Source organism: Rhodococcus pseudokoreensis (assembly GCF_017068395.1).
GTDB lineage: Bacteria > Actinomycetota > Actinomycetes > Mycobacteriales > Mycobacteriaceae > Rhodococcus_F > Rhodococcus_F pseudokoreensis.
Map to the genome: position 1 here is coordinate 2,679,382 of NZ_CP070619.1, position 26,633 is coordinate 2,706,014.

At 69.1% G+C, this 26,633-nt stretch carries 24 protein-coding genes and 1 riboswitch; of the genes, 13 read left to right on the top strand and 11 right to left on the bottom strand.

Features of this window, described 5'->3' with window-relative positions:
* Nucleotides 1-12: 12 nt before the first annotated feature.
* Entirely contained in the window at nt 13-1,005 is a 993-nt protein-coding gene (locus JWS13_RS17390) for an Lrp/AsnC family transcriptional regulator (protein ID WP_206006743.1), read from the bottom strand.
* A gap of 141 nt (nt 1,006-1,146) precedes the next feature.
* Between JWS13_RS17390 and JWS13_RS17395 the strand changes: the two genes are divergently transcribed.
* The 3 genes from JWS13_RS17395 to JWS13_RS17405 all read left to right on the top strand — a co-directional run bounded on the left by JWS13_RS17395 (nt 1,147) and on the right by JWS13_RS17405 (nt 6,018).
* A complete protein-coding gene (locus JWS13_RS17395; protein WP_206006744.1) occupies nt 1,147-2,622 on the top strand; it encodes an MFS transporter in 1,476 nt (491 codons plus the stop codon).
* A gap of 31 nt (nt 2,623-2,653) precedes the next feature.
* The gene (locus JWS13_RS17400) at nt 2,654-3,919 is read left to right on the top strand and encodes an amidohydrolase (RefSeq protein WP_206006745.1); all 1,266 of its coding nucleotides are present in this window, start codon (nt 2,654-2,656) and stop codon (nt 3,917-3,919) included.
* A gap of 74 nt (nt 3,920-3,993) precedes the next feature.
* Nucleotides 3,994-6,018, top strand: a complete 2,025-nt coding sequence (locus JWS13_RS17405; protein ID WP_206006746.1) for an APC family permease — start codon at nt 3,994-3,996, stop codon at nt 6,016-6,018.
* Here the strand turns inward: JWS13_RS17405 and JWS13_RS17410 are convergent.
* Together JWS13_RS17410 and JWS13_RS17415 are read right to left on the bottom strand one after the other, a co-directional pair.
* Nucleotides 5,987-7,603: an FAD-dependent monooxygenase gene (locus JWS13_RS17410; RefSeq protein ID WP_206006747.1), complete on the bottom strand. Its 1,617-nt coding sequence runs from the start codon at nt 7,601-7,603 to the stop codon at nt 5,987-5,989. The two genes, JWS13_RS17405 and JWS13_RS17410, sit on opposite strands and share 32 nt — an antisense overlap.
* Before the next feature lie 102 nt (nt 7,604-7,705).
* On the bottom strand, nt 7,706-8,470 hold the full coding sequence (locus tag JWS13_RS17415) for an ABC transporter permease (RefSeq protein ID WP_206006748.1): 765 nt from the start codon (nt 8,468-8,470) through the stop codon (nt 7,706-7,708).
* A 132-nt stretch (nt 8,471-8,602) separates the two neighbouring features.
* Between JWS13_RS17415 and JWS13_RS17420 the strand changes: the two genes are divergently transcribed.
* On the top strand, nt 8,603-10,927 hold the full coding sequence (locus JWS13_RS17420; RefSeq protein WP_206006749.1) for an FHA domain-containing protein: 2,325 nt from the start codon (nt 8,603-8,605) through the stop codon (nt 10,925-10,927).
* Here the strand turns inward: JWS13_RS17420 and JWS13_RS17425 are convergent.
* The gene (locus JWS13_RS17425) at nt 10,924-11,145 is read right to left on the bottom strand and encodes a hypothetical protein (RefSeq protein ID WP_087557655.1); all 222 of its coding nucleotides are present in this window, start codon (nt 11,143-11,145) and stop codon (nt 10,924-10,926) included. The two genes, JWS13_RS17420 and JWS13_RS17425, sit on opposite strands and share 4 nt — an antisense overlap.
* A gap of 282 nt (nt 11,146-11,427) precedes the next feature.
* Here JWS13_RS17425 and JWS13_RS17430 point away from each other — a divergent pair, with 282 nt between their 5' ends.
* Nucleotides 11,428-11,832, top strand: coding sequence for a C40 family peptidase (locus JWS13_RS17430; protein WP_206006750.1), 405 nt, complete (start codon nt 11,428-11,430; stop codon nt 11,830-11,832).
* A gap of 81 nt (nt 11,833-11,913) precedes the next feature.
* Here the strand turns inward: JWS13_RS17430 and JWS13_RS17435 are convergent, their stop codons facing one another.
* Nucleotides 11,914-12,255, bottom strand: coding sequence for a histone-like nucleoid-structuring protein Lsr2 (locus JWS13_RS17435; RefSeq protein ID WP_206006751.1), 342 nt, complete (start codon nt 12,253-12,255; stop codon nt 11,914-11,916).
* A gap of 141 nt (nt 12,256-12,396) precedes the next feature.
* Between JWS13_RS17435 and JWS13_RS17440 the strand changes: the two genes are divergently transcribed.
* A complete protein-coding gene (locus JWS13_RS17440) occupies nt 12,397-12,582 on the top strand; it encodes a hypothetical protein (protein WP_206006752.1) in 186 nt (61 codons plus the stop codon).
* A gap of 20 nt (nt 12,583-12,602) precedes the next feature.
* Here the strand turns inward: JWS13_RS17440 and JWS13_RS17445 are convergent, their stop codons facing one another.
* The 3 genes from JWS13_RS17445 to JWS13_RS17455 form a co-directional block, all read right to left on the bottom strand.
* Nucleotides 12,603-14,048: a CitMHS family transporter gene (locus JWS13_RS17445; RefSeq protein WP_338050753.1), complete on the bottom strand. Its 1,446-nt coding sequence runs from the start codon at nt 14,046-14,048 to the stop codon at nt 12,603-12,605.
* A gap of 84 nt (nt 14,049-14,132) precedes the next feature.
* Nucleotides 14,133-15,428, bottom strand: a complete 1,296-nt coding sequence (locus tag JWS13_RS17450; protein ID WP_206006754.1) for an LLM class flavin-dependent oxidoreductase — start codon at nt 15,426-15,428, stop codon at nt 14,133-14,135.
* A 1-nt stretch (nt 15,429) separates the two neighbouring features.
* Nucleotides 15,430-16,194 carry a 3-oxoacyl-ACP reductase gene (locus tag JWS13_RS17455; RefSeq protein WP_206006755.1) on the bottom strand — a complete coding sequence of 255 codons (765 nt, stop codon included), beginning with the start codon at nt 16,192-16,194 and terminating at the stop codon, nt 15,430-15,432.
* Nucleotides 16,195-16,243: 49 nt separating this feature from the next.
* Nucleotides 16,244-16,348, bottom strand: a riboswitch (TPP riboswitch).
* A gap of 73 nt (nt 16,349-16,421) precedes the next feature.
* Here JWS13_RS17455 and JWS13_RS17460 point away from each other — a divergent pair.
* Together JWS13_RS17460 and JWS13_RS17465 are read left to right on the top strand one after the other, a co-directional pair.
* On the top strand, nt 16,422-16,874 hold the full coding sequence (locus JWS13_RS17460) for a MarR family winged helix-turn-helix transcriptional regulator (RefSeq protein WP_206006756.1): 453 nt from the start codon (nt 16,422-16,424) through the stop codon (nt 16,872-16,874).
* 2 nt (nt 16,875-16,876) lie between these two features.
* Nucleotides 16,877-17,299, top strand: a complete 423-nt coding sequence (locus tag JWS13_RS17465) for an organic hydroperoxide resistance protein (protein ID WP_160102727.1) — start codon at nt 16,877-16,879, stop codon at nt 17,297-17,299.
* A gap of 21 nt (nt 17,300-17,320) precedes the next feature.
* Here the strand turns inward: JWS13_RS17465 and JWS13_RS17470 are convergent, their stop codons facing one another.
* On the bottom strand, nt 17,321-18,199 hold the full coding sequence (locus tag JWS13_RS17470) for an oxidoreductase (protein ID WP_206006757.1): 879 nt from the start codon (nt 18,197-18,199) through the stop codon (nt 17,321-17,323).
* Between the two features lie 40 nt (nt 18,200-18,239).
* Nucleotides 18,240-20,282, bottom strand: coding sequence for a CocE/NonD family hydrolase (locus JWS13_RS17475; protein ID WP_206006758.1), 2,043 nt, complete (start codon nt 20,280-20,282; stop codon nt 18,240-18,242).
* An 84-nt stretch (nt 20,283-20,366) separates the two neighbouring features.
* On the opposite strand from JWS13_RS17475, the gene JWS13_RS17480 reads away from it, so the two are divergent.
* The 3 genes from JWS13_RS17480 to JWS13_RS17490 are packed head-to-tail and all read left to right on the top strand — an operon-like array spanning nt 20,367 to nt 23,829.
* Entirely contained in the window at nt 20,367-21,323 is a 957-nt protein-coding gene (locus JWS13_RS17480; protein ID WP_206006759.1) for a pseudouridine synthase, read from the top strand.
* A 45-nt stretch (nt 21,324-21,368) separates the two neighbouring features.
* Nucleotides 21,369-22,898, top strand: a complete 1,530-nt coding sequence (locus tag JWS13_RS17485) for a CYTH and CHAD domain-containing protein (RefSeq protein WP_206006760.1) — start codon at nt 21,369-21,371, stop codon at nt 22,896-22,898.
* 46 nt (nt 22,899-22,944) lie between these two features.
* Complete coding sequence (locus tag JWS13_RS17490; protein ID WP_206006761.1) at nt 22,945-23,829, top strand: universal stress protein; 885 nt, start codon at nt 22,945-22,947, stop codon at nt 23,827-23,829.
* A gap of 12 nt (nt 23,830-23,841) precedes the next feature.
* Here JWS13_RS17490 and JWS13_RS17495 read toward each other — a convergent pair whose 3' ends face one another.
* The gene (locus tag JWS13_RS17495; RefSeq protein ID WP_206006762.1) at nt 23,842-24,579 is read right to left on the bottom strand and encodes a VIT1/CCC1 transporter family protein; all 738 of its coding nucleotides are present in this window, start codon (nt 24,577-24,579) and stop codon (nt 23,842-23,844) included.
* Between the two features lie 139 nt (nt 24,580-24,718).
* Between JWS13_RS17495 and JWS13_RS17500 the strand changes: the two genes are divergently transcribed.
* Together JWS13_RS17500 and JWS13_RS17505 are read left to right on the top strand one after the other, a co-directional pair.
* Nucleotides 24,719-25,501, top strand: coding sequence for an SDR family NAD(P)-dependent oxidoreductase (locus tag JWS13_RS17500; RefSeq protein WP_206006763.1), 783 nt, complete (start codon nt 24,719-24,721; stop codon nt 25,499-25,501).
* 26 nt (nt 25,502-25,527) lie between these two features.
* Nucleotides 25,528-26,586: a lysylphosphatidylglycerol synthase transmembrane domain-containing protein gene (locus JWS13_RS17505; RefSeq protein WP_206006764.1), complete on the top strand. Its 1,059-nt coding sequence runs from the start codon at nt 25,528-25,530 to the stop codon at nt 26,584-26,586.
* Nucleotides 26,587-26,633 lie beyond the last annotated feature (47 nt).

Consider the following 26,633-nt stretch of genomic DNA (forward strand, 5'->3'; position numbering starts at 1 on the left):
GATCACAGTCGCTTACTGCATGGGCAACTCGGCCTCGTCGAAGACCCGGCCCATGCGTTTGCGGACGCCGAGAACGAGGCACCGGTCGAGGATGCTGACCGCGGGCAGTTTCTGCTCGACGACAGCTTCGAGCCCTTCGACGTCGGAGAGTCCGCGCAACCACACCGACACCAGAAGGTTGGCTGGCCCGGCCACCGACAACACCGTCCGCACCGCGGGCAGCCCGCTCAGGTTGGCGCCGACCCTCGCCATCTGGGCGGCGGGAACCCGGAGGAAGTACCACGCGCAGACGGGATACCCCGAGGCCCAGCGCGGCATGTCCGTGCGGAATTCGAAAGCACCCGAAGCGAGTGTCGCGCTCAGCCGTTCGCGTGCCCGCCGCGTGGAGGTCCCGAGCGCCTCGGCGACGGTCCGTGTGGTCGCACGACCGTCGCGGGACAGGATGGAGATGATGTCGCGTTCGGCGACCGGCGGACGGGCGAACATTGCCGAGAGCCGGGCGGCGTCCCGGCGTCGGGCGGCGTCGATCGCGCTCGACTCGTCGGCGTCGAGGGCGCGCAGACGCCACTGCGATGCCCCGGAGATCGCGGTGATCACCGGGTGCGTGCGGACGGTGCGGACGTCGGGGATACCCGCGACGCGGGACACGACATACCGGTTGAACGCTGTCGGGTCGGGGCAGCCGACGGTGAGGATCAGGTCGCGACCACCCGAGGCGACGTCGATCGACATGCACTCGGTGTCCTGGGACAACTCGGTGATCACCGCGTCGATCGACCCGGCGACGCACTCGACCTCGACGATCGCGCCGCGCGCGGCCTCGGACATCGGCGGCTGGGCCGTCACCCAGGCCATGCCCCGTTCACTCAGCCCGGACCACCGTCGCGCGAGTGTCACCGGGTCGGCCCCGAGGATCGGCCCGAGTTGCGACCACGGCACCCGCGGCCACACCTGCAACGCGTGGATTAGTCGAAGTTCGTCCTCGGTGGGCGTCTTCTCCTGCAAATCAGTACCTCCTCAGCGTCAACTTCTGCGCATTTACTCCGCAGAAACTCACTGACCCAACACTCGGACGCATCGATTCGGTCGTTTCGCTCATATTGTCATGTCGCCTTTCGAGGCGGCCCGCAACCTTGGAGGTCATACATGGGAGCACTCCGATCCCCCATTCCCACCGGCGCCGGTTCCGACCGGCGTCTCGGCGCCGCGGCCGGCTTCGTCGGGTTCCTCTTCGCCATGGAACTGTCGAGCGGATTCCTCCAGGCATGGTTCAGTCCGGTCCTCTCGGCGATCGGTGAGAAGTACTCGGTCGGTCCCGCCGACCTGAACTGGGTGCAGACGAGTTATCTGCTCGCGACCGCGGTCCTCGTGCCGTTGCTCGCCAAGATGGGCGACCAGTACGGACACAAGCGGATGCTCGTTTTCGCGACGGCGATGGTCACGGTCGGCAGCGTCGTGTCGGCGCTCGCCCCGACGTACGGCATCTTCATCCTGGGCCGGGCGATCACCGGCGCACTCGCGGCGTTCCTGCCGCTCGAGTTCGCGATCGTGCGTGAGCGCGCCGGGGAGCAGTCCGGTAAAGCGATCGGTTTGCTGGTCGGCGGGCTCACGCTCGGCGCCAGCGTCGGAGTGGTCCTGTCCGGGGTCCTCGCATCGTTCCTGAGTCTGACTGTGCTGCTTCTCGTTCCGGCGGCGCTCATGGCGCTCGCGCTCGTCGTCGTGGTGTTCTTCGTCCCCGAAACGACGGCGCGCACGTCGGGCCGCCTCGACTGGGCCGGGGCGATTCTCCTGGGGGCGGGGCTGGCGTTCGCGTTGTTCGCGATCAGCACGGGCAACAGGTTCGGGTGGGCGTCGGGGCCGGTGCTGGGCGGTCTCCTGCTCGGCGGCACGCTTCTCGCGCTGTGGGTGGTGCTCGAGCGGCGGGTGTCCTCGCCGCTGGTCGATTTCGCGATGCTCTCCGGCCGTGCCGGTGTCGGGCTGCCGATCCTGCTCGCGGCCCTGTTCGGGGCCCAGTTGTTCGGCAGCCAGACCCCGATCGCACTCTTCGTCGGCACCGACCCGGCGGCGGCCGGATTCGGGCTCGGCCTGTCGTCGTCGCTGATCGGGCTGGTCCTCGTGTTCGCGTCGATCGCGGCGTTCGCCGGCACGTTCGCCGGACCGCGGCTCGGTGCGCGGGTCGGCGACGTCACCGCCGTCATCGTCGGCGCTGTCACCGCCGCACTGGGGTACGCCCTGCTCACGGTGCTGCACTCGGACACCGTCAGCGTCCTCGTGTGGCTCGTCGTGTCCGGTCTCGGCAACGGCATCATCATCTCCGCGCTCCCCAACGTGGTGGTGGCACGGGCGCCACGGGACTCGGTCGGCATCGCATCGGGCCTCTACAACAGTGCCCGCACCGTCGCCGGTGCCATCGCCGGCGCCAGCTTCACGGCGGTGATGTCCGGGTTCACGGCGACGCTCGACGGCGGTTCCGTGATCACGAGCGAGGCGGGGTACCAAGCGGTGTGGGTGATCTGCGGGCTGCTCTCCCTCGCCGTCGCCGGCCTCGCGGTGGTGACACGCGGACCCGCCGCCGACCACCCTGCGCCCACCGTCACTGCCGCCGCGCCCGCCGAGGCGTGATCACCGTTCCCTCCAGAAGAAAGGAAAGTTCATGACCGACACCGCAATTGCCGGCGACATCGACGTCTCCGGCAGCCCGAACGCAGTCGCCGAGAAGTTGACGCGACGCGTGGAGGACACCGTCCTCGAATGGCGCGACCGCCTCGTCGCCACGAGCCACGACCTGCACGCCCACCCGGAACTCGCGTTCGAGGAACATCGTTCGGCGGCGCTCGTCGCAGACCTGCTCCGCGATGCCGGTTTCGCGGTGGACGTGGGCGTATGGGGGCAGGACACCGCCCTCGAGGCCACGTACGGCAGCGGTGAGCTGACGGTCGTGGTGTGCGCCGAGTACGACGCCCTCCCCGGCATCGGGCACGCGTGCGGCCACAACATCATCGCGACTGCCGGAGCGGGGGCGGCGATCGCGCTGTCCCGGGTGGCGGACGAGCTCGGCATCCGGGTCAAGCTTCTCGGGACGCCTGCCGAGGAGAAGGGTGCGGGCAAGGCCCACATGCTGGAGGCCGGCGCCTGGGAGGACGCGACGGTGTCGCTGATGGTCCACCCCGGTCCCGGCATCGTCGTGCCCACCGCGGGGAGCACGTCGCAGTCCCGCGACCGCTTCCGGGTCGAGTTCACCGGGCGGGCGTCGCACGCGGCGGCCGCGCCGAGCGCAGGGATCAACGCGGGCGACGCGGCGACGGTCATGCAGGTGGCCGTGGGACTGCTGCGGCAGCACCTGCCCGACACCGTGCGTGTCAGCGCCGTCACGCTGTCCGGTGGCGACGTCTCCAACATCATTCCGGCGACCGCGGTCGTCGAGGCCGAGGTGCGCTCCTTCGACCTCGCGGAGACCGGCGACCTGAAGAAGAGGGTGCTCGCCTGCGTGGACGGCGCCGCGACGGCCACCGGATGCAGCTACGCCGTCACCCCTGTCGACCCGATCTACGAGCCCCTCGTCCAGCACCCGTTCCTCGCCGACCGTTTCGACGCGGCCCTCGGGCATCGGGGCCGGGTGATGACACCGCTGAACGGCGGCGCACTCGGCGGCGGATCGACCGACATGGGCAATGTCTCCCAGGCCCTCCCGTCGATCCACCCGTTGATCGGGGTGATGGGTTCGACGGCCGCGCCGCACACAGCGGATTTCGCGGCCGACGCGATCTCGCCGGGCGCCGACGACGCCATCGTCGACGGGGCCTACGCCCTGGCCGCGGCGATCGTCGACCTCGCCACCGACGACGAGGCGCGGGCCGAGGTTCTCGAGCGGCAGCGCACCCGGGCACCCGGCGCCACACGCCGGCCGGCGTACGTGTAGCCCTCCGGCGGGGTGCGGCGCGGCCTGAGAGCGAAAACCCGCGCCGCACCCCGCCGCGGTTCTACGCTGAACTGGTGGTGGCTCTCGTTCGAGCGGTCCGGCGGCTGGCTCTGGGACGCCCGCTGCGCAGTGACGATCTCGGGGAGCAGTTGCTGACCAAACGTCTGGCGTTGCCGATCTTCGCTTCCGACCCCCTGTCGTCCGTCGCGTATGCGACGCAGGAGATCCTGCTGATCCTGTCGCTGGGCGGTCTCGCGTACTTCTATCTCACACCGTATCTGGCGGTCGGCGTCGTGGTGCTTCTCGCGGTCGTCGCCCTGTCGTATCGCCAGGTGGTGTACGCGTATCCCAGCGGGGGCGGCTCGTACGAGGTGGCCACCAAGAATCTCGGCCCGTCCGCGGGCCTGACGGTGGCGTCCGCTCTGCTCATCGATTACGTGATGACGGTGGCGGTGTCGGTCTCGGCCGGCGTCGACAATCTGATCTCGGCGGTGCCCGCCCTGAACACGCACCGGGTGGCGCTGGCCGTGGCGTTCGTGGTGCTGCTGACGGTGATGAACCTGCGCGGGATCCGCGAATCGGGAACCACGTTCGCCTTCCCGACGTACGGGTTCATCGCCGGTGTGATGATCCTGATCGTGACGGGGTTCATCCGCGTCGCGGCGGGTTCGACGCCCGTCGCCGAAAGTGCCGGCTACACCATCGAACCGGAACTGTCCGGGCTGACCGGTCTGGCCCTCGTGTTCTTCGCGCTGCGCGCGTTCTCGTCCGGATGTACCGCGCTGACGGGGGTCGAGGCGATCTCCAACGGGGTGCCCGCGTTCCGTAAACCGAAGAGCGCCAACGCCGCGAAGACCCTCATGGCGATGGCGGCGACGGCCATCGTGATGTTCGCGGGAATCACCGCGCTGGCCATCGTCGCCAAGGTGCACGTCGCGGTGAACCCGTGCGATCTGATCGGGTTCGCCGGAAACTGCGAGACCGACCCGCAGCGCACCGTCATCGCCCAGATCGCGGCCGCGGTGTTCGGCGGCACCACCAACTTCGGCTTCTTCTACGTGCAGGCCGCGACCGTGCTGATCCTCGTGCTCGCCGCGAACACCGCCTACAACGGCTTCCCGCTGCTCGCGTCGGTGCTCGGCCGCGACCGTTACCTTCCCGTCCAGCTCAACACTCGCGGCGACCGGTTGGCGTTCAGCAACGGTATCGTGCTCCTCGCGGTGACGGCGGGCGGACTGATCGTCCTGTTCGAGGCGTCCGTCACCCACCTCATCCAGCTGTACATCCTCGGTGTGTTCACGTCCTTCACCCTCAGCCAGGCCGGCATGGTCCGGCACTGGAACGGTGTGCTGGCAACCGAATCCGACTCCCGCGAACGGCGTCGTATCCGCGGCAGGCGGGCACTCAACGGCACCGGCGCCGTCCTCACCGGCACCGTCCTGGTCATCGTCACGATCACGAAGTTCACCGAGGGCGCCTACCTGGTGGTCATCGCGATGCCGATCCTGTTCTTCCTGATGCGCGGGGTGCGGCGGCACTACGACCGGATCGCGGCGCTCCTCGTCGTCGACGAGGACAGCTTCACCCTCCCCTCCCAGGTGCACACCATCGTGCTGGTGTCCGTGCTCAACAAACCCACCGCCCGGGCCCTCGCGTACGCCCGCGCCACCCATCCGACGACGCTCGAGGCCGTCACCGTGCAGGGCGCCGACACCGCAAAGCTGCAGCGGGAGTGGGAGAAATACGAGATTCCGGTGCCACTGAAGGTCCTCGAATCGCCCTACCGCGAAGTCACCGCACCCATCGTGGGATACGTGAAATCCGTCCGGAAACGAGTCCCCGGCGGAGTCGTCACCATCTTCATCCCCGAATACGTGGTCGGTCGCTGGTGGGAACACCTGCTGCACAACCAGAATGCACTGCGCCTCAAGGGCCGGTTGCTGTTCACGTCCGGGGTGATGGTCACGAGCGTGCCGTGGCTGCTGGATTCGGCCACCCGGGCCGGGGCACCGCTCGGCAAGCCTGCGCCGGGTGACATCCGGCGCGGCCTGCCCATGACCGCCGAGATCAGCGGAAAGTCGGCTTCAGGTACTCCGTGAGGCCGTCGACGGCGACCGGACTCTGCCGGAATCCCAGATAGCCGTCCGGGCGGACGACGAACGCGGCGGAACCCTCTGCGCCGTAGGCGCGGGCGAACTCGCCGTCGCGGTCCCGGATCAGCGGCAGCACCGTTTCCCCGACCTCGGCGGCAGGCGACGCGACGAGGTACGTGTCGACGCGTCCGCCGGTCGCCGCGGCCACCGACGTCGCGGCGGCCTCGAGCAGTTCCAGCCCGCGCGCGTCGACCGAGTCGTCGGCGTACAGCAGCAGCGTGTGGTTCGGTCCCGCGAGGAACGTGAACAGCCGGAGGGGAAACGCGACGGTGGTGCGCGTCAGCCCTCGGGCGTCCGGTGCCCGGCTGCCGGGCACGAGTGCCGCGTTCGACTCCGGCCGGCCGACGATCGGACTGTCCGCGTAGCTGATGAGAAGTTGCGCCTCGCGGCGGATCACGTAGTCGGGGTCCGAGGATCCCGCCCCGATCCCCTCCCGGGCGCTGCGCACCGTGCGTCCCACCACCTCCTCCCCGACGGGCCGCCGCTCGGCGTCGTAGCTGTCGAGCAGATCGGGGGCCGCGGCACCCGACACCGCCAGCGCGACCTTCCACGCCAGGTTGTGGGCGTCCTGGATGCCGGTGTTCATGCCCTGCGCACCGGTCGGCGGATGGATGTGCGCGGCGTCGCCCGCGACGAACACCCGTCCGCGCCCGTACGAGTCGACGATGCGGTGGCTGATCCGGAAGACGGACGACCAGCGAAGGTTCGACGCCCGCGTCGGCTGGGGCGACAGCCGGTCGAGCACGGCCTGGATGTGGCTCAGCTCGGGTGCCGGTCCGGCCTCGAAGCCGTGCGCGATCTTGTCGGCCGCCGGAGTTCCGGTGCCTGCGAGATCGCTGGGCACCAGCATCGACATCCGGTAGCGACGGCGCCCGGGCAGCGGAATGCACACGAGCAGGTCGTCGGTCTCGCCGTCCGTCTGATGCATCGACCGGATTCCGTAGCCGCGCGGCATCGCCCAGTCGACCTCGACGTCGCCGAGCATGTACTGCTCGACGAACGCACCGCCCTCGAAGGTGAGACCGAGACCCTTGCGGACCACGCTGTGCGCGCCGTCGCAGCCGAAAAGGTACTGCGTTCGGACAGTTTCGTCGCCATCCGACCCGGTCACCGTGGCGACGACGCCGTCGTCGTCCTGTTCGAACGCCGTCAGCCGGGTTCCGCGTTCGACCGTGGTGCCGAACGTGGCCAGGTGTTCGGTGAGGATGCGTTCGGTCTCGTACTGGGGCAACCCGATGAATGCGAACGGGATGTCCGCCGGGAGCGACAAGTCCAGCCGGGCGACCTCGTCGCCGTTGACGTACACGATCTGCCCGAGCATCTCGATCGACGCGTCCAGGATGTTCCGCAGCACGCCCATGCTCTCGAACACTTCGAGGGTGCGTGGCTGGATTCCCACCGCCTTCGCGTACTGCGGCGGCTCGAGCAGCGGATCGATGATGCGGCAGGCGACACCTCGCCTGCGCAGTTCGATCGCCGCCGTCAGTCCGACGGGACCCGCTCCGACCACTAATACCTCGGGATGCACCACACGACACCGCCTCGTCAGCAGGGACCGACCACCGCCCAGTATGCGGGACCGGCCACAGGATCGACCGGGGTTCGGGCCAGACAGAGGCCGTGGCCGCAGCTTTCAGGTGGGCACGGCGTGCTCTCGTGGTCGGCGGACGGCCTCCCTGGCCACCAGTTCGATCGTCACGGCCACCGCGCAGGTTTGTGCGAGCAGCAGCCCTACCAGTACGAGAATCTGGACGGCGCCGGCCTGGACGGCGGAACCGCTGGCGAGCAGCACCCCGACGAACGCCCCGGGCAGGGTGACCAGCCCGACGGTCCGGGTCTGGTCGAGCCCCGGAAGCAACGCGTCGGAGGCGGCGGACCGGACCACCTCCAGGCGGGCGTCGCGGACGCTGAGTCCGAGACTGAGCCCCGCCTCCACCTCGCCCCACCGCTGTTCGACCGCATCGAGCCCGCGCCGCGCCGCGAGGGAGGTGGCTGTCATCGCGCCGCCGAGCACGATCCCGCCGACGGGAACGAGAGCGACACCTTCGAGCGGGACCACCCCGCTCACCAGCATCAACGGCAGCACGATGCCCACTCCCGCCGCGAGCGACAACGCCAGCCACAACGCGGACCGTCCGGCTCTCGCGCGCCGAGCCGACGTTCCCACCGCCGCCGCGAACATTACGACCAGCACGAGGATCGAGGACCACAACTGGGCGAGAGCGGCGGCCAGGATCAGCGACACCGCGGCGAGCTGCGCGGCGCCCCGGATCGCCGCGGCGGGCACGACCAGTGGACTACCGAGCCGGGTGAAGCGGTAGACCCCGGCCGCGCAGACGACCATCACGGTGCACAGCACGGCCAGTCCGACACCGGGATTCGCCAGGGACGTACTCACCGGGCCCAGTGTTCCTCACTTGCGGCCCCGGGTTCGGGAGTATCCGTTCTGCCCACGCGGCCCGGGGAGTGCGTGCGACCATGGAGGAGTCGACGCTCTAACGCCCGATGACGCTGACCGGAGGCCGTGGCGATGGACGACCGGGCGAACACAGAGCACCCGCGGGTCGTGGTCGAGACCGATCACGGCCGCACGACCCACAGCGCGGGCAAAGCCGTCCGCATCGGCCGGGATCCGCAGTTGGAGGTCACGATCGTCGACCCCGTGGTGTCCCGCGAACATGCGCAGCTCACCTGGGACGACGGCTGGCAGCTCGTCGACTCCGGCAGTAAGAACGGGATCTACGTCGACGGTGAGCGACGCGAGAAGGTTCCCGTCACGAGCCCCGTCCGCGTCCGACTGGGTGACGCGACCGAGGGTCCGGTCGTGCGGCTCTCGATCGAGGATCCGGACGCGACGCGACAGGACGTGGGCGCCCGATGGGACGAGTCCACGATCAGCGTCGGGACACCCAGCGCCCCGACCGCGGCACCGCACGAGGAGACTCCGGCGGGATCGCTCACGGTGGGGCGCTCGCCCGACAACGACATCGTCGTCAAGGACGTGCTGGCCTCACGCCATCACGCGATCGTCCACCACGTGCCGTCCGGCCTCGAGATCGACGACCTGGGGAGCGTGAACGGAACGTTCGTCGGCGGCGCGCGGGTGTCGCGCGCGCAGTTGACCGACGGCGACGTCGTCACGATCGGCAACACCGATTTCGGCGTGCGGGACGGGCAACTCGTTCCCCGGCGGGTGGTGGCTCCGACCGCGGGCGGTCTGCGCGTGGACGGCGTCGGACTCACCATCGAAGGCGGGCGGCGCCTGCTCGAGGACGTCACGTTCACCGCCCAGCCGGGCAGCCTCACCGCGGTGATCGGCCCGTCCGGCGCAGGCAAGACCACGGTGGCCACCATCATCTCCGGCTCGGAACGACCCACGGAGGGCGTGGTCGAGTTCGAGGGACGCAGCGTGCACGCCGAATACCAGGTGCTGCGCTCCCGCATCGGGATGGTCCCCCAGGACGACGTCGTGCACCGCCAGTTGACCATCCGGCAGGCGCTCGGCTACGCGGCGGAGCTGAGACTGCCGCCGGACACCAGCCGGGAGGACCGTGAGGAGGTGATCGCGACGGTTCTCGACGAACTGCAACTGTCCGAACACGCCGACACGAGGGTCGACCGGCTGTCCGGCGGACAACGCAAACGTGCGTCCGTCGCGATGGAGTTGCTCACCGGCCCGTCCCTGCTGATCCTCGACGAACCGACGTCGGGCCTCGACCCCGCGCTCGACCGGCAGATCATGGCGACGTTGCGCCGGCTCGCCGATTCGGGCCGTGTCGTCGTGATCGTCACCCATCCGCTGTCATACCTCGAGATGTGCGATCAGGTGCTGCTCCTGGCACCGGGCGGCAAGACCGCGTACGTGGGCCCGCCGGACCGGGTCGGGGCCGCACTCGGCAGCACCGACTGGGCCGACATCTTCGCCCGGGTCGCGGCCGACCCCGACGGGGTGTTCGCCGAATACCGTGCCACCCGCCCGTCGGTGGAGGTGCCTGCCCCGAGCCCGCCGGGACCTCTCGGCAGTCCGGCGCACACCTCGCGGCGCAAGCAGTTGAGCACCGTCGCCCGCCGCCAGGTTCGGCTGATCCGCGCCGACCGCGGGTACCTGATCTTCCTGTCCCTGCTGCCGTTCGTGCTCGGCGGGCTCGCGGTGCTCGTGCCCGGCGACACCGGGTTCGGCCCGTCCGGCCTCGACGAGTCCGGCGAACTCACCCAGATCCTGGTCGTGCTGATCCTCGGCGCCGCGTTCATGGGCTGCTCGCTGACCATCCGTGACCTGGTCGGCGAGCGCATGATCTATCACCGCGAACGTGCCGCCGGGCTGCTCCCGTCCGCCTATCTGACGGCGAAGATCGTCGTGTTCTGCGCCGCCGCGATCGTGCAGTCGGTGATCATGGTGGTGATCGTGTTCGTGGGCAAGGGTTTTCCCGGCCAGGGCAGCCTGATTCCCTCCGGCTCCGTCGAACTGATCGTGGACATCGCCGTCACCACCTGTTCCTGCGTCCTCGTCGGTTTGGCGTTGTCCTCGGTGGCGCGCTCCAACGAGCAGGTGATGCCGATGCTGGTGGTCACGATCATGGTGCAGCTGGTGATGTGCGGAGGATTGATCACCATCACCGGACGCAAGGTCCTCGAACAGCTGTCGTGGCTCTTCCCGTCCCGCTGGGGGTTCGCGGCCGCCGCCTCGACGGTCGACCTGCGCACCAACGCCACCGGCACCGAGCCCGACACACTGTGGCAGCACGCCGCGTCGTGGTGGCTGCTCAGCATCGCCATGCTGGTGCTCATCAGCTGTGTGCTGGCAGTCGTCACGTACGCCCGGCTCCGGCTGCGCCGTTCCCGCCGTGCCGGCTAGCTCAGTTCGACGACTGTCCCCAGGTCGTGCACGTGCTCCCGATCCGAATTTTCGGGGGCCGGCGTGATGTCGCCTCGCGCCGTGTGGGCCATCGTTCTCGCCTCGCCCGCGACGAAGGCGACCGGTACGGCCACGGCAACGGACAGGACGGCGGCCGCTGCATCGAACGCCAGGCGCGCGACGCCGAAGGCACAGTTCGCGGTTTGTCGGATCGTCATCGTCCGCCTTCCTCCATCCCAGCCCACAGGACATAGCGGACTTTTTCCTCTTGACACGCGCCCGCTCGACGTTAAAGGGTGCGTTGCACTACTCGCGAGTATCAAACCGACCGTATCGAATGATTCTGCCGCCGACCCACGAACCCGGCGGCAGAGCGCGGGAAGACAGGCACATATCCAGGTAATTCGGCCGGTGCGCCCCGCCCGTGTCGGGGTCACCCTGTAATCAGAGCGCGCCCCGCAGACGCGACACCACACCGAGCGCACTGGAGTACCGACGGCATGAACCCTCACACCGGAAACCACGGGCTTCATCTGGTTCAGACGTTTCGCGCCGATCCGGTACGGCCGGGACGCCACGCCCTGCGCGCCGCCACCACCAGAATCGGCGTCGCCTGCACCCGCGGCGCCGGCGACCACAGCGCGTTCGACAGCTCCGGTCTCGTCCAGTGGGCGTACAAACAGGCGGGCGTATCGGTTCCGCGCACCACCTACGAGCAACTCCTGCACGGAACCGCCGTCGATCGGGACGACCTGCAGCCCGGTGACGTCGTCCTCTTCTACGGGGGCGGCCACGCCGGGATCTATGCGGGCGACGACACCATCGTCCACGCCCCGGCTCCGGGTCGGCCGGTCACGCGAGTGGCCTTGAACTCCATGTCATTTCACGCAGCGCGGCGATACTGACGGCCGCGTCCGAGGCCGCCCCCAGCCAACCCGGTCGGGGGTGGCTGGGGGCGTTGTTCGACCACCCGCGACGACGCGATCTCAGTGCGCCGCGTTGTACGCTTCCTCGATCTGGGCGGGAATACGGCCGCGCGCGGACAACTCATAGCCCTGCGCCGTCGCCCATTCCCGGATCTCCTTCGCCTGCCCACGGCCCTGCGACGGATCCACCGCAGTGGTCGACCGGCGCTTCCTGCCCCCGACCCGAGTTGCATGCTCGATGTAGAACTCGAGAGTCTTGTGGAATTCCCTGGCGTTCTTGATCTTCAGATCGATCTCGTAGTCGACGCCGTCGACTGAGAACGGAATGGTCTCCCCCTTACCGTCCTTGATCGGAGTTCCGTCGATGTCGTCGATGCGTTCGACAACAACTTTGCGCGCCACAGTTCCACTCCTTCATCGTCGATAACCCGGGGAACACTACGTCGAAGTATTGTTCACCTGCCAATCCCCGACGGGGCTTTTCGCACTGTGGACCTGCGAGCGTCTGATTGGCACACCCCGACGTCGGGGTATTCGTCGGACATGACACCGAAGGACGATTCCGGACCGAAGACCACGACCACCGACAGCGGCGCCCCCGGCGCGGACAAGGACGTGATGTCCGATCCGGCCGAGGACGACAAGGGTTCCGGCGCCGACTGGAGCGGCGAAGGCGGCGCAACCCCCGCGGGGCCCGCCACCGACACCGAGTCCGACTCCGCCGATTAGGTCACCGGCGGACGTCTAGGTCACCAGGGGATCTGCCCGAGGACCACGCCGACCACCAGCATCGACAGCGACACCAGCGCCGCGCGCCACAGCACCTTCTTGTGGTGGTCCGCCAACGGGACCCCCGCCAGGGTGACGAGCAGCAGGATGGCCGGGACGAGGGGGCTCTGCATGTGGAAGGTCTGGCCGGTGATGGAGGCGCGGGCCATCTCGACCGGTTCGATGCCGTACGTGGCCGCCGTCTCGGCGAGCACCGGCATGACGCCGAAGTAGAAGGCGTCGTTGCTCATGAAGAACGTGAACGGCAGGCTCAGGATGCCGGTGATGACGGCCAGGTGCGGTCCGAGCGCGGCGGGGATGATCTCGAGCAGCCACTGCGCCATCGCCTCGACCATGCCGGTGCCCTGGAATACGCCGGTGAGCACGGCCGCGGCGAACACCATCGCGACGACGGAGACGATGCTCGACGAGTGCCGGGTGATCGCTTCCTGCTGTTCCTTGACCCGCGGGAAGTTCACCGTCAGCGCGATCGCCGCGGCCACCATGAACAGCACCGGAATCGGCAGCACGTCCATCACGAGCACGACGAGCAGCGTCACGGTCACGAGCATGTTGAACCACAACAGCTTCGGTCGCAGCGTGGGCCGCTGGGGGTCGAGGCCGTCGGCGAAGCCCTGGCCGTCGTCCGAACCGGCGTCGCCGGAACCGCCACCCGTCCGGGGTGCGTCACCATTGCCCCCGGTGCCCGAGCCCGAGCCGGAGCGGCGGAGGCTGGAGCCCGCGGAGACGAGGAGACGCTCGTCGGTGAGTTCGAGTGTGCCGATGCGGCGGCGCTCGCTGTAGCCGAGCTGCACGGCGAACAGCAGCACGACGACGAGTCCGACCACGAGCGACGGGATCATCGGGACGAACACGTCCGACGGCGAGATGCCCAGCGCCGAGGCGGCCCGGACCGTCGGTCCACCCCACGGGACGATGTTCATCGCGCCGTTCGCCAGGCCGGCGACCACCGTGAGCACGACGGGGCTGACCTTCAGCTTCATGTACAGCGGCAACAGTGCGGACGTCACGATGATGAACGTCGTGGATCCGTCACCGTCCAGCGACACCACCATCGCGAGCACCGCGGTACCGACGACGAGCCGCATGGGGTCGTTGCGGACGAGCCGGAGGATGAGTTTCACCAGCGGGTCGAACAGGCCGACGTCGATCATGATCCCGAAGAAGATGATCGCGAAGAACAGCAACGCGGCCGTCGGGGCCAGCGATTTGATCCCATCGGTGATCATGTCGCCGATGCCGAGACCCGCCCCGGCCGCGATGCCGAATGCGACCGGGACGGCGATCAGCCCGACCACGGGAGTGGCCCGTTTGGACATGATCAAGAACATGAACACGGCCACCATCAGAAAGCCGAGCGCTACCAGCATTGCCACTCCTCGTCCGAGCTTGCACCGCGATGTGATCGCGATAACAGCCAGTGTCGGGGGGAGGGACGCTCACAGTCACTGTTGCGTACTTAGAGAAGGTTGTGTTCTTTGTGGTGGCAACTACCGGCGACCCCGGAGATGATCGCGCAGAGTCTCCGTCTCGTACTCCGCGCGGAACAGCCCGCGCTTCTGCAGGACGGGAATCACCTCGTCGACGAAGTCGGCGAGACCGTTCGGATAGAGCGGGGGCATCAGGTTGAAGCCGTCGGCGCCGCCGCTGCGGAACCACACCTCGATCTCGTCGGCGATCGATTCCGGGGTGCCGATCATGGTGCAGTGCCCGCCACCGGCCGCCAGCGTGCCCAGCAGCGACCGCACGGTGGGACGGTCCTTCTCGATGATCCGGAGGATCGTGTCGTACCGGCCCTGCGGTCCGGTGAACTCCGACAGCGGCGGCAGCGCGGGAACGGGTGCGTCCAGTTCCCATGCGCTGCAGTCCTGCTGGACGAACATCGACAACTGCGCCAGCGATTGTTCGACGGGCAGGAGCGCGTCGAGTTCCGCCTTCTTCCGGCGCGCCTCCTCTGTGGTCGAGCCCACGTAGGTGACGAGACCGGGCATCACGGTCACGGCGTCGGCGTCGCGGCCCGCGGCGCGGATGCGCCGCTTCACGTCGCCGTAGTAACTCTGCGCGGCCGTGAGGTCGTAGGCGACGGCGTAGATGCCCTCGGCGCACCGGGCGGCCAGGTCACGGCCCTGATCCGACGCGCCCGCCTGGAACAGCACCGGACGCCCCTGCGGCGAGTGCGGCACGGTCAGCGGACCGTCCACGAGGAAATGCTTGCCCCGATGCCCGACCGGGTTCACCTTGGCCGGATCCGCGAAGAGACCCTCCCGGTCGAGCACGAGCGCGTCGGGCTCCCACGAATCCCACAGCGCGAGTGCCACCTCGACGAACTCCGCGGCGCGCGTATAGCGGTCGTCGTGCGGCGGCATCTCCTCGAGACCGTGATTGCGGGCCTCGGCGTCGAACATCGACGTCACCACGTTCCAGCCGGCGCGGCCGCCGCTGATGTGGTCGAGCGACGCCAGCATCCGCGCGGCGTGGAACGGGGTGTAGAACGTGGTGGACACGGTCGTCACGAGACCGACCCGCTCGGTCGCCCGCGCCATCGCGGACAGTGCGGTGAGCGGTTCGAGGAACCACATGCCCCCGGACGCGGGGTCGCGCACCGAATGTCCGTCGGCGAAGAACACGGCGTCGAGGCAACCCCGCTCCGCCGTCTGCGCCAGTTCCTCGTAGTAGGCGATGTCGCTGAGCCGCTCCACCTGCGAGGCGGGGTGCCGCCACGCGGCGCCGTGGTGCCCGCAGCCGAACAGGAACGCGTTGAAGTGCAGTTGCCGGGCGTCGCTCATGTCAGTCCTTGACCAGTCCGCCGTCGACGACGAGGTTCTGGCCGGTCACCGAGCGCGACCACGGGGACGCGAAGAACAGGACCGCGTCGGCGAACTCGTCGGGGGTGGTGACCCGCTGCAGCGGAGTGCTCGCCGCGATGAGGTCGAACACCTCGCCGGGGGTGGCGGCGCTCGCGTCGGTGGTGCGCAGCAGCCCGCCCGAGACCATGTTGACGGTGATGCCGTCGGGCCCGAGGTCGGCGGCGAGGGTGCGGGTCAGCGACAGCGCGGCGGCCTTGGCGGCGGTGTAGTCGTGGTACGGGACGACGGGGTTCTGGAACAGATTGGTTCCGATGTTCACGATGCGGCCGAACCCGAGCGCGCGCATGCCCGGCAGCGCGGCCTGCGTGGTGTTCAGGGTCGCCTGCACGCTGCCGCGCAACTGTGAGTCGAAGGCCTCCCACGTGATGACGTCCGCCTTGTCGCGTGCGTCGCCGTTGAAGGAGAAGTCGGCGAGGGCGTTGTTGATCACGGTGGTCACCGGCGATCCGAAGTGCGCTTCCGCGGCGGCGAACAGTGCTGCCACCTGCGCGGCATCGGTGACGTCTGCCTGAAGCGCGACCGCGCGGTCCGCACCCAGGGATGCTGCGAGTTCCTCCGCCGCATCCCGGCTGTTGCGGTAGTTCACGACCACCCGCGCGTGCTGCGCCGCGAACGAGCGCACGATGGCGGAACCGAGGCCCCGGCCACCGCCGGTCACCAGGACGATCTGCTTGTCGAGCTGCATTGCTGTCACCTTCCGATCGGTCGGCGACGAGACATCGGATGAGCGCATACGGCCGTCTCCGCGACATCCCTTCGCCGGCATTACCCAGTTCAGGTTCGACGGGTGTCTTCTCAGCCGCCCGGATCCTCGCTGGGCAGCACCCCGTGTCACTGGCCAACAGTGTAAGGGCATTCACCGTTTTCGATTTCTTGGTTGTGCACAACCTAGTTGTGTGCAACTATTCAGGGGTGACCGACAACCTCGCCCTCGACCGCCAGGTGTGCTTCGCGCTGTACTCGGCCTCCCGGGCGATGACCGCGAGATACCGGTCGATGCTCGACGCACTGGGCGTGACCTACCCGCAGTACCTCGTGCTATTGGTGCTCTGGGAACAGGACGGTCGCGGGGTGCGAGAGATCTGCGACGCCCTCGACCTCGACACCGGCACGCTGTCGCCACTACTCAAGCGCCTCGACATGCTGGGCCTGGTCGAACGCAGGCGCTCGTCGGCCGACGAACGCCGGGTCGGGATCCACCTCACCGAGAAGGGCGCGGGCCTCCGCACCGCCGCGGAGGGCATCCCCACCGAACTCGCCCGGTCGACGGGAATGGGCGTCGACGAACTCGTCGCCCTGCGGGACACCCTGTCGCGCCTCACCGAATCGCTCCACAGTTTCGAAACCCCAACAGGAGAGAAGTAACCATGAAGATCGTCTACACCGCCGAAGCCCTCGCAACCGGGGAAGGCCGCAACGGCCACGCCCGCACGTCCGACGGCCGGCTCGACCTGAACCTCGCCATCCCCACCGAGATGGGCGGGTCCGGCGACGGCACCAACCCCGAGCAGCTGTTCGCCGCCGGATACGCGGCGTGCTTCCACTCCGCACTCCAGCTCGTCGGGCGTCAGGCCGGGGCGAACGTCGCCGACTCGGCCGTCGGCGCCCGCGTCGGGATCGGCTCCACGGACGGCGGCGGATTCGGCCTCGCCGTCACCCTCGAGGTGTCCCTCCCCCACCTGCCGCGCGCGGAGGCGCTCGAACTGACGGAGAAGGCACATCAGGTGTGCCCCTACTCCAACGCCACCCGCGGCAACGTCGACGTCACCCTCGAGGTCACCGAAGACTGAGACACCTGCGCGGGCGTCGGGTCACCCGAACTTGTACTCGACGCCCGTCAGGTCCTCCGACAGCGACCACAGACCCTTCGCGGTCTGCTCGTCCCGCGACTTCTTGTTGGAGCCCACCACCTTCGGGTGGCCACGCTGCTCGAACAGGCCGTCCGGCCCGATGTAACTGCCGCCGATCACGTCGGGGGCGGTGGCCGCGAACAACATCGGCAGCGTCCCCATCTCCGCCGACTGCGCGAAGATCCGGTTGCCCACGGCCATCAGCTTGTCCTGCACCGATTCGGTGTGCGCCTGCAGATTGGTCGACGCGTAGCCGGGATGCGCGGCCACTGCCTTGACGGGCGACCCCGCCGCGGCCAGTCTGCGCTGCAATTCGTACGTGAACAGCAGATTCGCGAGTTTCGACTGCCCGTACGCGCTCCACCGGTTGTACTTGCGGCGTTCCCAGTTGAGATCGTCGAGGTGGATCGTCCCGGCCTGATGTGCCGCACTCGACATCGTGGCGACCCGATCGGTGATCTTGCCGAGCAGCAGTCCGGTCAACGCGAAGTGCCCGAGATGATTTGTGCCGATCTGCATTTCGAATCCGTCGGCGGTCTTGCGCTGCGGAACCGCCATCACCCCGGCGTTGTTCACGAGCACGTCGACGGAATCGACGCCGGCGGCGAACTCGCGCACCGACGCGAGGTCGGACAGGTCGAGACGGCGCACCTCGGCGTTGTCACCGATCGACCGCGCGACCACCTCACCCTTGTGGGTGTTGCGGCAGGCCAGCACGACGTGCGCTCCCGCCTTGCCCAGGGCCCGCGCGGCCACCTCCCCCAGACCACTGTTGGCGCCCGTGACGACGAACGTGCGGCCGCTCTGATCGACGATGTCCGAAGCTGTCCACTTGGTCATGCCGTCAACCCTACGGATCCCGGGACGCGGCGTGAACCCGTCACCACGCCTGCGCCCCGACCAGCGGCAGATTGAGGAAACTCGGCCGGTCCGGCGACAACGCCACGTGCTGCGGCTTCAGCTGGCTGTCCGCCAGAATCGGCCCGAGCGGCAGGTACCGGGGAACGCTGCCCGCGTACACGTCGACGCGCAACCGGTGCCCCGGCGCGAGGACCGCGTCGGTGGGCACGAAGTTGATGTCGACCGGTGTCACCTCACCCGGAATCAGCGGCTGACGGGCGGCCACCGTCAGATAGTGGTGCGGTTCGGTGTAGTCGCCGTTCGCCGACCTGGTGCTCTTCGAATCGTCCACGGCCCGCATCGAAGCGGTGAGCGCACCGTTGGTGAGCGGGGTCGACGTGCCGTCCGGGGCGACGTCGTTCAAAGTCACCGCCCAGAATCCGTCGGGCGCGTCCAGCACGGTCTCGAGGTGCAGGTTGACCGGACCCGACAGTTCCGTGGGCTGCGTGACGGGGGCGCTGGTGAACGTCAGGCCCTCGGCCTCGTTGAAGCGGGAGTCCTTGCTGCACACCGACCCGAAGACGACGGCCGCGCCCGCGGTGCCCTGCGTTCCGTCGCGGGAGCAGAGCCCGCGGAGACCGGGAGCGACGGTGAGCTGAGCCGTGTCGCCGGGTTTCGCCGGCACCAGGCTGCCGTCGTGGGCGGCGTGCCCGGCGGTGCCGCTGGCGGCACCCGACAGGTACATCCGCTGGTAGTCGACACCGGCCCGCGGGAACTGATCGGTGGTGGTCCAGCCGTTGCCCTGCTGGTACAGCGTGACCGGACCGTATTCGTCGATGCCGTTGTCGATGCCCTTCAGCCACTTGTCGAACCACGCGCGTTCGAGGACGTCGAGTCGCGGCGGCGCACCCGGCTCGCCGAAGCCGCCACCGAACGAGACGTGGTAGGCGTCGCTCATGATCAGCTGCTTCTCACCGGCGGGCAGCGGAATGTCGTTGTAGACCCGTGGTTCGCTGTTCGCGAAGATGTCGTGCCAGGCGCCGTAGAGCATGGTCGGCACGTCGATGTTCCCCGCCTGCGCCTTCCGCTCCTCGTAGAACTGGCCGTCCTGCGCCACCCGCAGCGTGCCGGCGTCGAGATCGCCGATCTGTGACGCGGTCATCGCCTGGATCAGTGCGGGGAACAGCGTCAGCGGATCCCGCAACCGGTCCTGCAGCCACCGCTCGTCGAAGTTCCCCTGCGCGAGTGCCTGGACGTCGGGAACGAACTTGAGACCGTTGACCAGTGACAGCCACAGCGGCATGAATCCGACGCCGAGACCACCGCCCGTCCCGACGATGTCGCGGAGCAGGTCGTTGCCCGGTTCGGTGGGGAAGATCGCCTTCAACGCCGGCGGCCGATGCCCCGCGGCCTGCAGCGAGTTGATTCCCGAATAGGACACCCCCGCCATCCCGACCTTGCCGTCGGACCACCCCTGCCTGCTCATCCAGTCGATGATCTCGACGGAGTCCTGCTGCTCGAGCGGGCCGAGCGCCTGCCATTCGCCCTGCGAGAAGCCGGTGCCGCGCGCATCGACCACCACCTGGGTGTATCCGTTCCGGACGAGGTCGCGGTTGACGCCGAAGACGCGCATGCCGCCGCCGGTGATCACCTTCGACAACTCCCCGACGCCGTCGAGCGGTGTCCCGGCGAGATCGAAGGAGTTCACCAGGTCGACGACCGTGTCCTCGAGCCCCGGCACCGCGAGCACGGAATCGACGAGGTTGCCGACCAGCTTCGTGTACGGCGTGACGTTCAGGACCGACGGCATCGCGGTGTCGATCGGCGTGCCCGAGGCGTCCGCGGGGCGATAGACGTTGGCCTTCAACACCGTTCCGTCGCTCATCGTGATGGGAACGTCCCAGTCGATCGCGATCACCGGGTACTTCGGCGGGGCAGCGACCGCGGTGTTCCACTCGGCCCCCGCGGCGCCGCCCGTCGGATCCGCCGACGCCGTCACCGTGGGCACCACGGCGAGTCCCACCCCCACTGCGAGCGCGACTGCCACCGCACCCGGCCGAAACGCCCATCGACGCACGATCACTTCGAACCCCCGTGAAATCCTCCGATGACGCGCCTCGGCGGCCAGTCAGGGTGGCCCGCGTCACAAACTTACCGGATAGTAACCATGAGTCCCCTCGCGGTCAACGACGGATTTCCGTCCGCTCTCGACTACCGTGACGGGGTGCCCGACGCCCCACTTCCCGTCCGCGACGGCCTCAACCCGACGCGGCTGAGGATGCCGGACACCGGCACGTGGCCCACCGTGCTCGAGTACCTCGTCGCACGCTTTCCGCACGACGAGACCCGGCTGCGCGAGAAGGTCGCCGCGTCCGAAGTCGTCGACGAGCGGGGGCAGCCGATCACCGGGTCCACGCCGTTCGCGCCCCGCCGATTCGTGTACCTGTACCGGGATCCGCCGGTCGAGAAGCGGGTGCCGTTCGAAATCGAGATCCTCCACCGCGACGAGAACCTCCTCGTCGTGGACAAACCCCACTTCCTCGCCAGCACCCCGCGCGGCGCGTACATCGCCGAGTCGGCGCTGGTCCGGTTGCGCCGAGACCTCGACCTCCCGGAACTGACACCCGCGCACCGCCTCGACCGGTTGACCGCCGGGGTGCTCATCTTCACGGTGCGGCGCGAGGTGCGGCGCGACTACCAGTCGCTGTTCGATCAGCGCCGGGTGACCAAGGAGTACGAGGCCGTCGCCCGCCACGACCCCGATCTCGTGCTGCCTGCCACGGTCCGCAGTCGAATCGTCAAGGAACGCGGGGTCCTGAAGGCCTACGAGGTGGACGGTCCCGCCAACAGCGAGAGCCGGATCGAACTGCTCGAGGTCCACGGCGACGCGGCCCGGTACCGGCTGCTCCCGCACACCGGCAAGACGCACCAGTTGCGGCTGCACATGAGTTCGCTCGGCATCCCGATCCACGGCGACAACTTCTATCCCGATTTCTACGACGTTGCCGCCGACGACTATTCGACGCCGCTGCGGCTGCTGGCCCGTTCCGTCGAGTTCGCCGACCCCTGCTCCGGCGTCACACGGCGCTTCGCGAGCGTCCGGAGCCTCGACTGGCCGCTGTGACCTCGGCTTCTTTCGCCCGGCCCGCGCAGCCGGAAAGATGGGGACATGAGTACCGCGACGTCCGAAGTGGAACGCAAGTACGAAGCGACATCCGAGCAGCAACTCCCGGCGCTGTCGGGGCTTCCGGGCGTCGACGGTGAACCGCGACGCGACACCGTCCAGTTGTCCGCCCTGTACTACGACACGGGCGAACTGCTGTTGCTCCGCGCCGGAATCACGCTCCGCCGACGGGAAGGCGGCGACGACGCCGGCTGGCATCTGAAGATCCCGGCAGGCACGGACGAGCGGACCGAGCTGCAACTGGCGCCCGACCCCGAGCACCCCGAGACGGAGGTTCCGCGCGAGTTCGCGGAACTGCTCACGGCCTTCACCCGCGGCGCCGCCCTGAACCCGGTCGCGCTCATCAGCACCGACCGCGAGCGGCAGCGGCTCGTGGACGCGGCCGGAACGACGCTCGCCGAGGTCGTCTCGGATGTCGTGATCGCCGCCGTCCCCGAGACGGGCACCGGAACCGACGAGCGGGTGTGGCGGGAGATCGAAGTCGAACTCGCGGCAGGAGACCGAAAACTGTTCGACGCCATCGACTCCCGGCTGACCGATGCCGGAATCGCCCGCTCGGACGCGCCGTCGAAGTTGCGGCGGGCACTCGGCGACGCGGTGGGCGGCACCCCGCCCCCCGTGCGTGGGAACAAGCGGTCCGCGCCGCGGACGCTGCTTCTGGAGTATCTGGCCGAGCAGAAGGACAATCTCGTGACGGCCGACCTCGGCGTGCGGCGCGACCTCGAGGAGTCCGTCCACGACCTCCGGGTCTCGGCCCGGCGGATCCGGAGCGTCCTCCAGGTGTACGGGTCCAGCCTGCGCGACCAGGAGACGGTCGACGAGTTGATCGCCGAACTCCGCTGGGTCGGCCAGGCCCTCGGCCCGGCGCGGGACACCGAGGTGCAGTGGAGCCGCCTCGTGGATCGGCTGGGTGACGCCGAGGAGATACCCGACCGCGAGGTCGTGCGGGCGCGCCTCGACGAATACTTCTCGGGACTTGCCGCCGCGGCCCGGCCCGCGGCGCTGGCCGCCCTGAACTCCCGGCGCTACCTCGACCTGCTCGCCGGGCTCGACACGTTCCTCGCCGCAGTCGAGTCGTCCGAGGACTCGGGCCCGTCGAAGAAGACCGTCGCGAAAACCCTGCGCACATTGTCGAAGTCCGTCCACAAGCGCGTGCGGAAGGCGGCGGCCGCGACCACCCGGGCCGAGCGCGACGAACTGACGCACCGAGCGCGCAAGCGCGCCAAACGATTGCGCTACGCGATCGAGTCCACGCGGTCACTGACGCCGAAGGCGTCCGCCCGCGCGCAGAAGAAGTTCAAGGACTTTCAGGACGTGCTCGGCGACTACCAGGACGCCGTCGTCGCACGGGAGCACATCGTCGCGGCCGTCGCGGAGGATCAGCACTCCGCCGAATCGAGCCTGGGCCTCGGAATGCTGCTGCAGCGTGAACTCGATCGCGGCGACGCACTGGCGGCCGATCTGAAACCGGAGTGGAAGAGCGCGAAGAAGGTGGCCCGAAAAGTCTGGAAGTAGGGCACAGTCGGGGAGTACCCACCAGCGTGAGCGAAGGGAACCGGACGTGAGCACACCCGCCAGCCATTCCGTCGTCGTCGGCCTGGACGGATCCGAGGCCTCCACCGCCGCCGCCCTGTGGGGCGCCTCCGTCGCGTCGAAGTGGGGCGCCACGCTGTCGCTCGTGCACGCGCTGCCGCAGGACGGTCCGCTGTACAGCCCGGCGGCGATCATGCTGGAATCGCAGTTCCTCAGTCAGCTGCGCGAGGACGGCGAGGCCATCATCGGGACGGCCAAGAGGCTGCTGGGGCCGAAGTTCCCCGGTCTCGAGATCGAGACGACCATCAGTCCCGGTCCGGCGGGCACCGCGCTGCTCGAGGCCGCCGACTGGGCACGGTTGATCGTGCTCGGATCCACGGGAGCGGGCGCGTTCCGTTCGGTGCTGGTCGGTTCGACGGCGCTGCACGTGGCCAACCGCGCACCCTGCCCGGTGACCGTCCTCCGCGGCGAGGTCACCATGCCGGACCAGCGTCCGGTGGTGGTCGGGGTCGACGGCAGCGACGTCAGCAGCGAAGCGGTCGGTCACGCATTCGAGTTCGCGTCGTTCTTCGAGGCGCCGCTGAGCGCCGTCCACACCTGGCAGGGCTCCCCGACACTCGGCGCCGGCGGCACCGGCATGCTCGTCGACTGGGACGCCGTCAAGCAGGAAGAGGAGGCGCTGCTCTCCGAGGGCCTCGCGGGTGAGGCGGAACGGTACCCGGACGTGGCCGTGACCCGGGTGGCGGAGCAGGGCGCCGCCGCGGACGTCATCCTGCGGCATTCGGCCGACGCCCAGTTGATCGTCGTCGGCAGCCACGGCCGGGGGCCGCTGCTCGGCGCGCTGATGGGCTCGACGAGTCAGAATCTGCTCCATCACGCCACCTGCCCGGTCATGATCTGCCGGCGCGAGTGACGGTCGCCGAGGTCAGGAGATACTCGTCCCCACCAGTTGGCCGATCCCGTAGGTGACGATCATCGCGAGCGCCCCACCCAGCACGACGCGGAGCACCGCCCGGGTACGACGGGCGCCGCCGAGGGCCGCGCTGACGGTGCCGGTGAGGGCGAGCGCGACCAGCACGGCGAAAAACGCCACCGGAATCCGCAGGTGCACAGGCGGTAAGAGGATCGCCAGCAGCGGGATCAGGGCGCCGAGAGTGAACGAGAGCGCCGAGGATCCCGCGGCCTGCCAGGGGTTGGTCAGATCGTCCGGGTCGATGCCCAGTTCGACGTCCACGTGGGCGGCGAACGCATCGTGATCGGTGAGTTCGCGGGCGACCGCCCGGGCGGTCTCGTCCCGCAGCCCCTTGGCCTCGTACATCTCGACGAGTTCCTCGAACTCGGCGTCGGGGGTCTCGGCGAGTTCGCGACGCTCCTTCGACAGCAGCGCGCGTTCGGTGTCACGCTGGGTGCTCACCGAGACGTACTCGCCGAGTGCCATCGACACCGCCCCGGCCGCGAGACCGGCGAATCCGGCGGTGAAGATCGCCGATCGCTCGGTGGTGGCCGCCGCCACCCCGACCACCAGACCGGCCGTCGATACGATGCCGTCGTTGGCGCCGAGGACACCGGCCCGCAACCAGTTGAGGCGGCTCGCCAGACTGGGTGCGTGCGGCTCGTCGGGGTGCCGCGAGGGCTCGGCCCGCTCGGCGTTCTCTGCTGACATGCGTTCAGGCTAAGACGAAAAGGCCTGGTCGGATAGCCAGGCAAGGCTGCGCTCGGCTGCGGTGCACGGTTCCCCGCACACCGGAACCAAGCAGTTGCTAGGTTAGGGGCGCGCTTCCCTCACACGCTTGGAGTTCCTCATGGCGACACCCGCCACCAGCACCCCCCGACGTCGCCGCGCCGCACTGGTCACCGGCGGCACCGGCGGCATCGGCTCCGCCATCGCACGGCAACTCGCGACCCTCGGCCACGACGTGGCCATCACCTACCGGTCCAATGCCGACGTCGCCGAGGACCTCGTCGCCGAACTCGAAGGCCGGGGCGTCGCCGCGCGGGCGTTCTCCGCCGACCTCACCGACCAGCCGCGCGTCGCGAGCGTCGTGAAGCAGACCGTCGAACACTTCGGCGGCCTCGGCATCCTGGTCCACGCCGCCGGACCGCACGTCCCGATGATCCACCTGTCCGAGGTCGCGCCCCGGGACTACGCCGAGCACCTCGAGCAGGAGGCGGTCGCGTTCTTCACCGTCGTCAAGGCCGCCCTGCCCGCGCTGCGGGACGCGTCCGGTTCCGTCGTCGCCGTAACGACCGCGGCCACCAGCCGCTTCCCGGTGCGCGACGGCCTCTCCCCGGGAACCAAGGGCGCGATCGAACAACTGGTCAAGGGGTTCGCCGCCGAGGAGGGCCGCTACGGCGTCCGCTTCAACTCGGTCGGCCCGGGGATGCTCACCGACGGCATGGCCGAGCGGCTCATCGCCTCCGAAGAACTCGACCGGCGCGCACTCGACGCGGCGATGAGCCGGATACCGTTACGCCGCTTCGGCACCGCCGCCGACGTCGCCGAGGCCGTCTGCTTCCTCGCCGGCGACCGGGCCGGATTCGTCACCGGGCAGAAGCTCGACGTCGACGGCGGATACACGGTCTGAAGACCCGCCATGTGTAATAGATGCGTATGACTGACGCCGACAACACCCGCCCGACGCCCCGCAGGCGTCGCGTCGCATGGGTGATCGGCAGCCTTCTCGTCGTGGTGCTCGCGGTGGAGCTCGTCCTCATCTGGCCGGACCTCTCCGAGAGCGTCCAGAACCTCGGCGACCTGAAATGGGGATGGGTGGCGGCGGCCGTCGTCGCGTCGCTGGCATCGATGTCGAGCTTCGCCCGCGTGCAGCGCTGCCTGCTGGGGGTCGCGGGCGTGCACATCAGGCAGCGGCAGTCGCTGGCGGTGACGTTCGCGTCCAACTCGATGAGCGTGACGCTGCCGGGCGGCCCGGTTCTCGCGACGACGTTCACGTACCGGCAGACACGGATCTGGGGTGCGTCGCCGGTGATCGCGACGTGGCAACTGGTGATGGCCGGCGTCCTCCAGGCGATCGGCCTGGCGCTCGTCGGACTGGCGGGCGCACTGCTCGTCGGAGCCAAGACCAACCCGTTCTCGCTGATCTTCACGTTCGGTGGCCTGTGTGCCTTCCTCGTCGTGGCCCAGTACGCCGCGTCGCGACCCGACGCGCTCGAGGGCGTGGGCATCACCGCGCTGCGCGGCGTCAACGCACTGCGAAAGAAGCCTCCGCTCAGCGGGGTTCGTCAGTGGAAGCACATCGTCGACCAGATGAGCGCCGTCCGGATGGATCGCGGCGACACGGCCCGCGCGTTCGGGTGGTCGCTGTTCAACTGGATCGCCGACGCATCGTGCCTCGCGTTCGCGTGCTACGCCGTCGGCGCCCATCCCGGGTTCGCCGGGCTCGCCGTCGCGTACGCGGCGGGCAACGCCGCGGGTTCGGCCATCCCACTCCTGCCCGCCGGGCTCGGTGTCATGGACGCCGTGCTCGTGCCCGCCCTGACCGCCAGCGGAATGGCCGGCTCCGAAGCGGTGTCCGCGATCGTCGTGTATCGGCTGGTCAGCTTCCTGCTGATGGCCGCGATCGGCTGGATCGTCTTCGCGGCGCGCTTCCGGGGTGCGCAGCAGGGCGAGGAGGGCCCGGACCTCGAACCGCTGTGGGGCCGCGGCACCTGAATTTTCCCGCTGAGCGAGAGGACCGGGCCGAGGCCGCCGTCGACGGT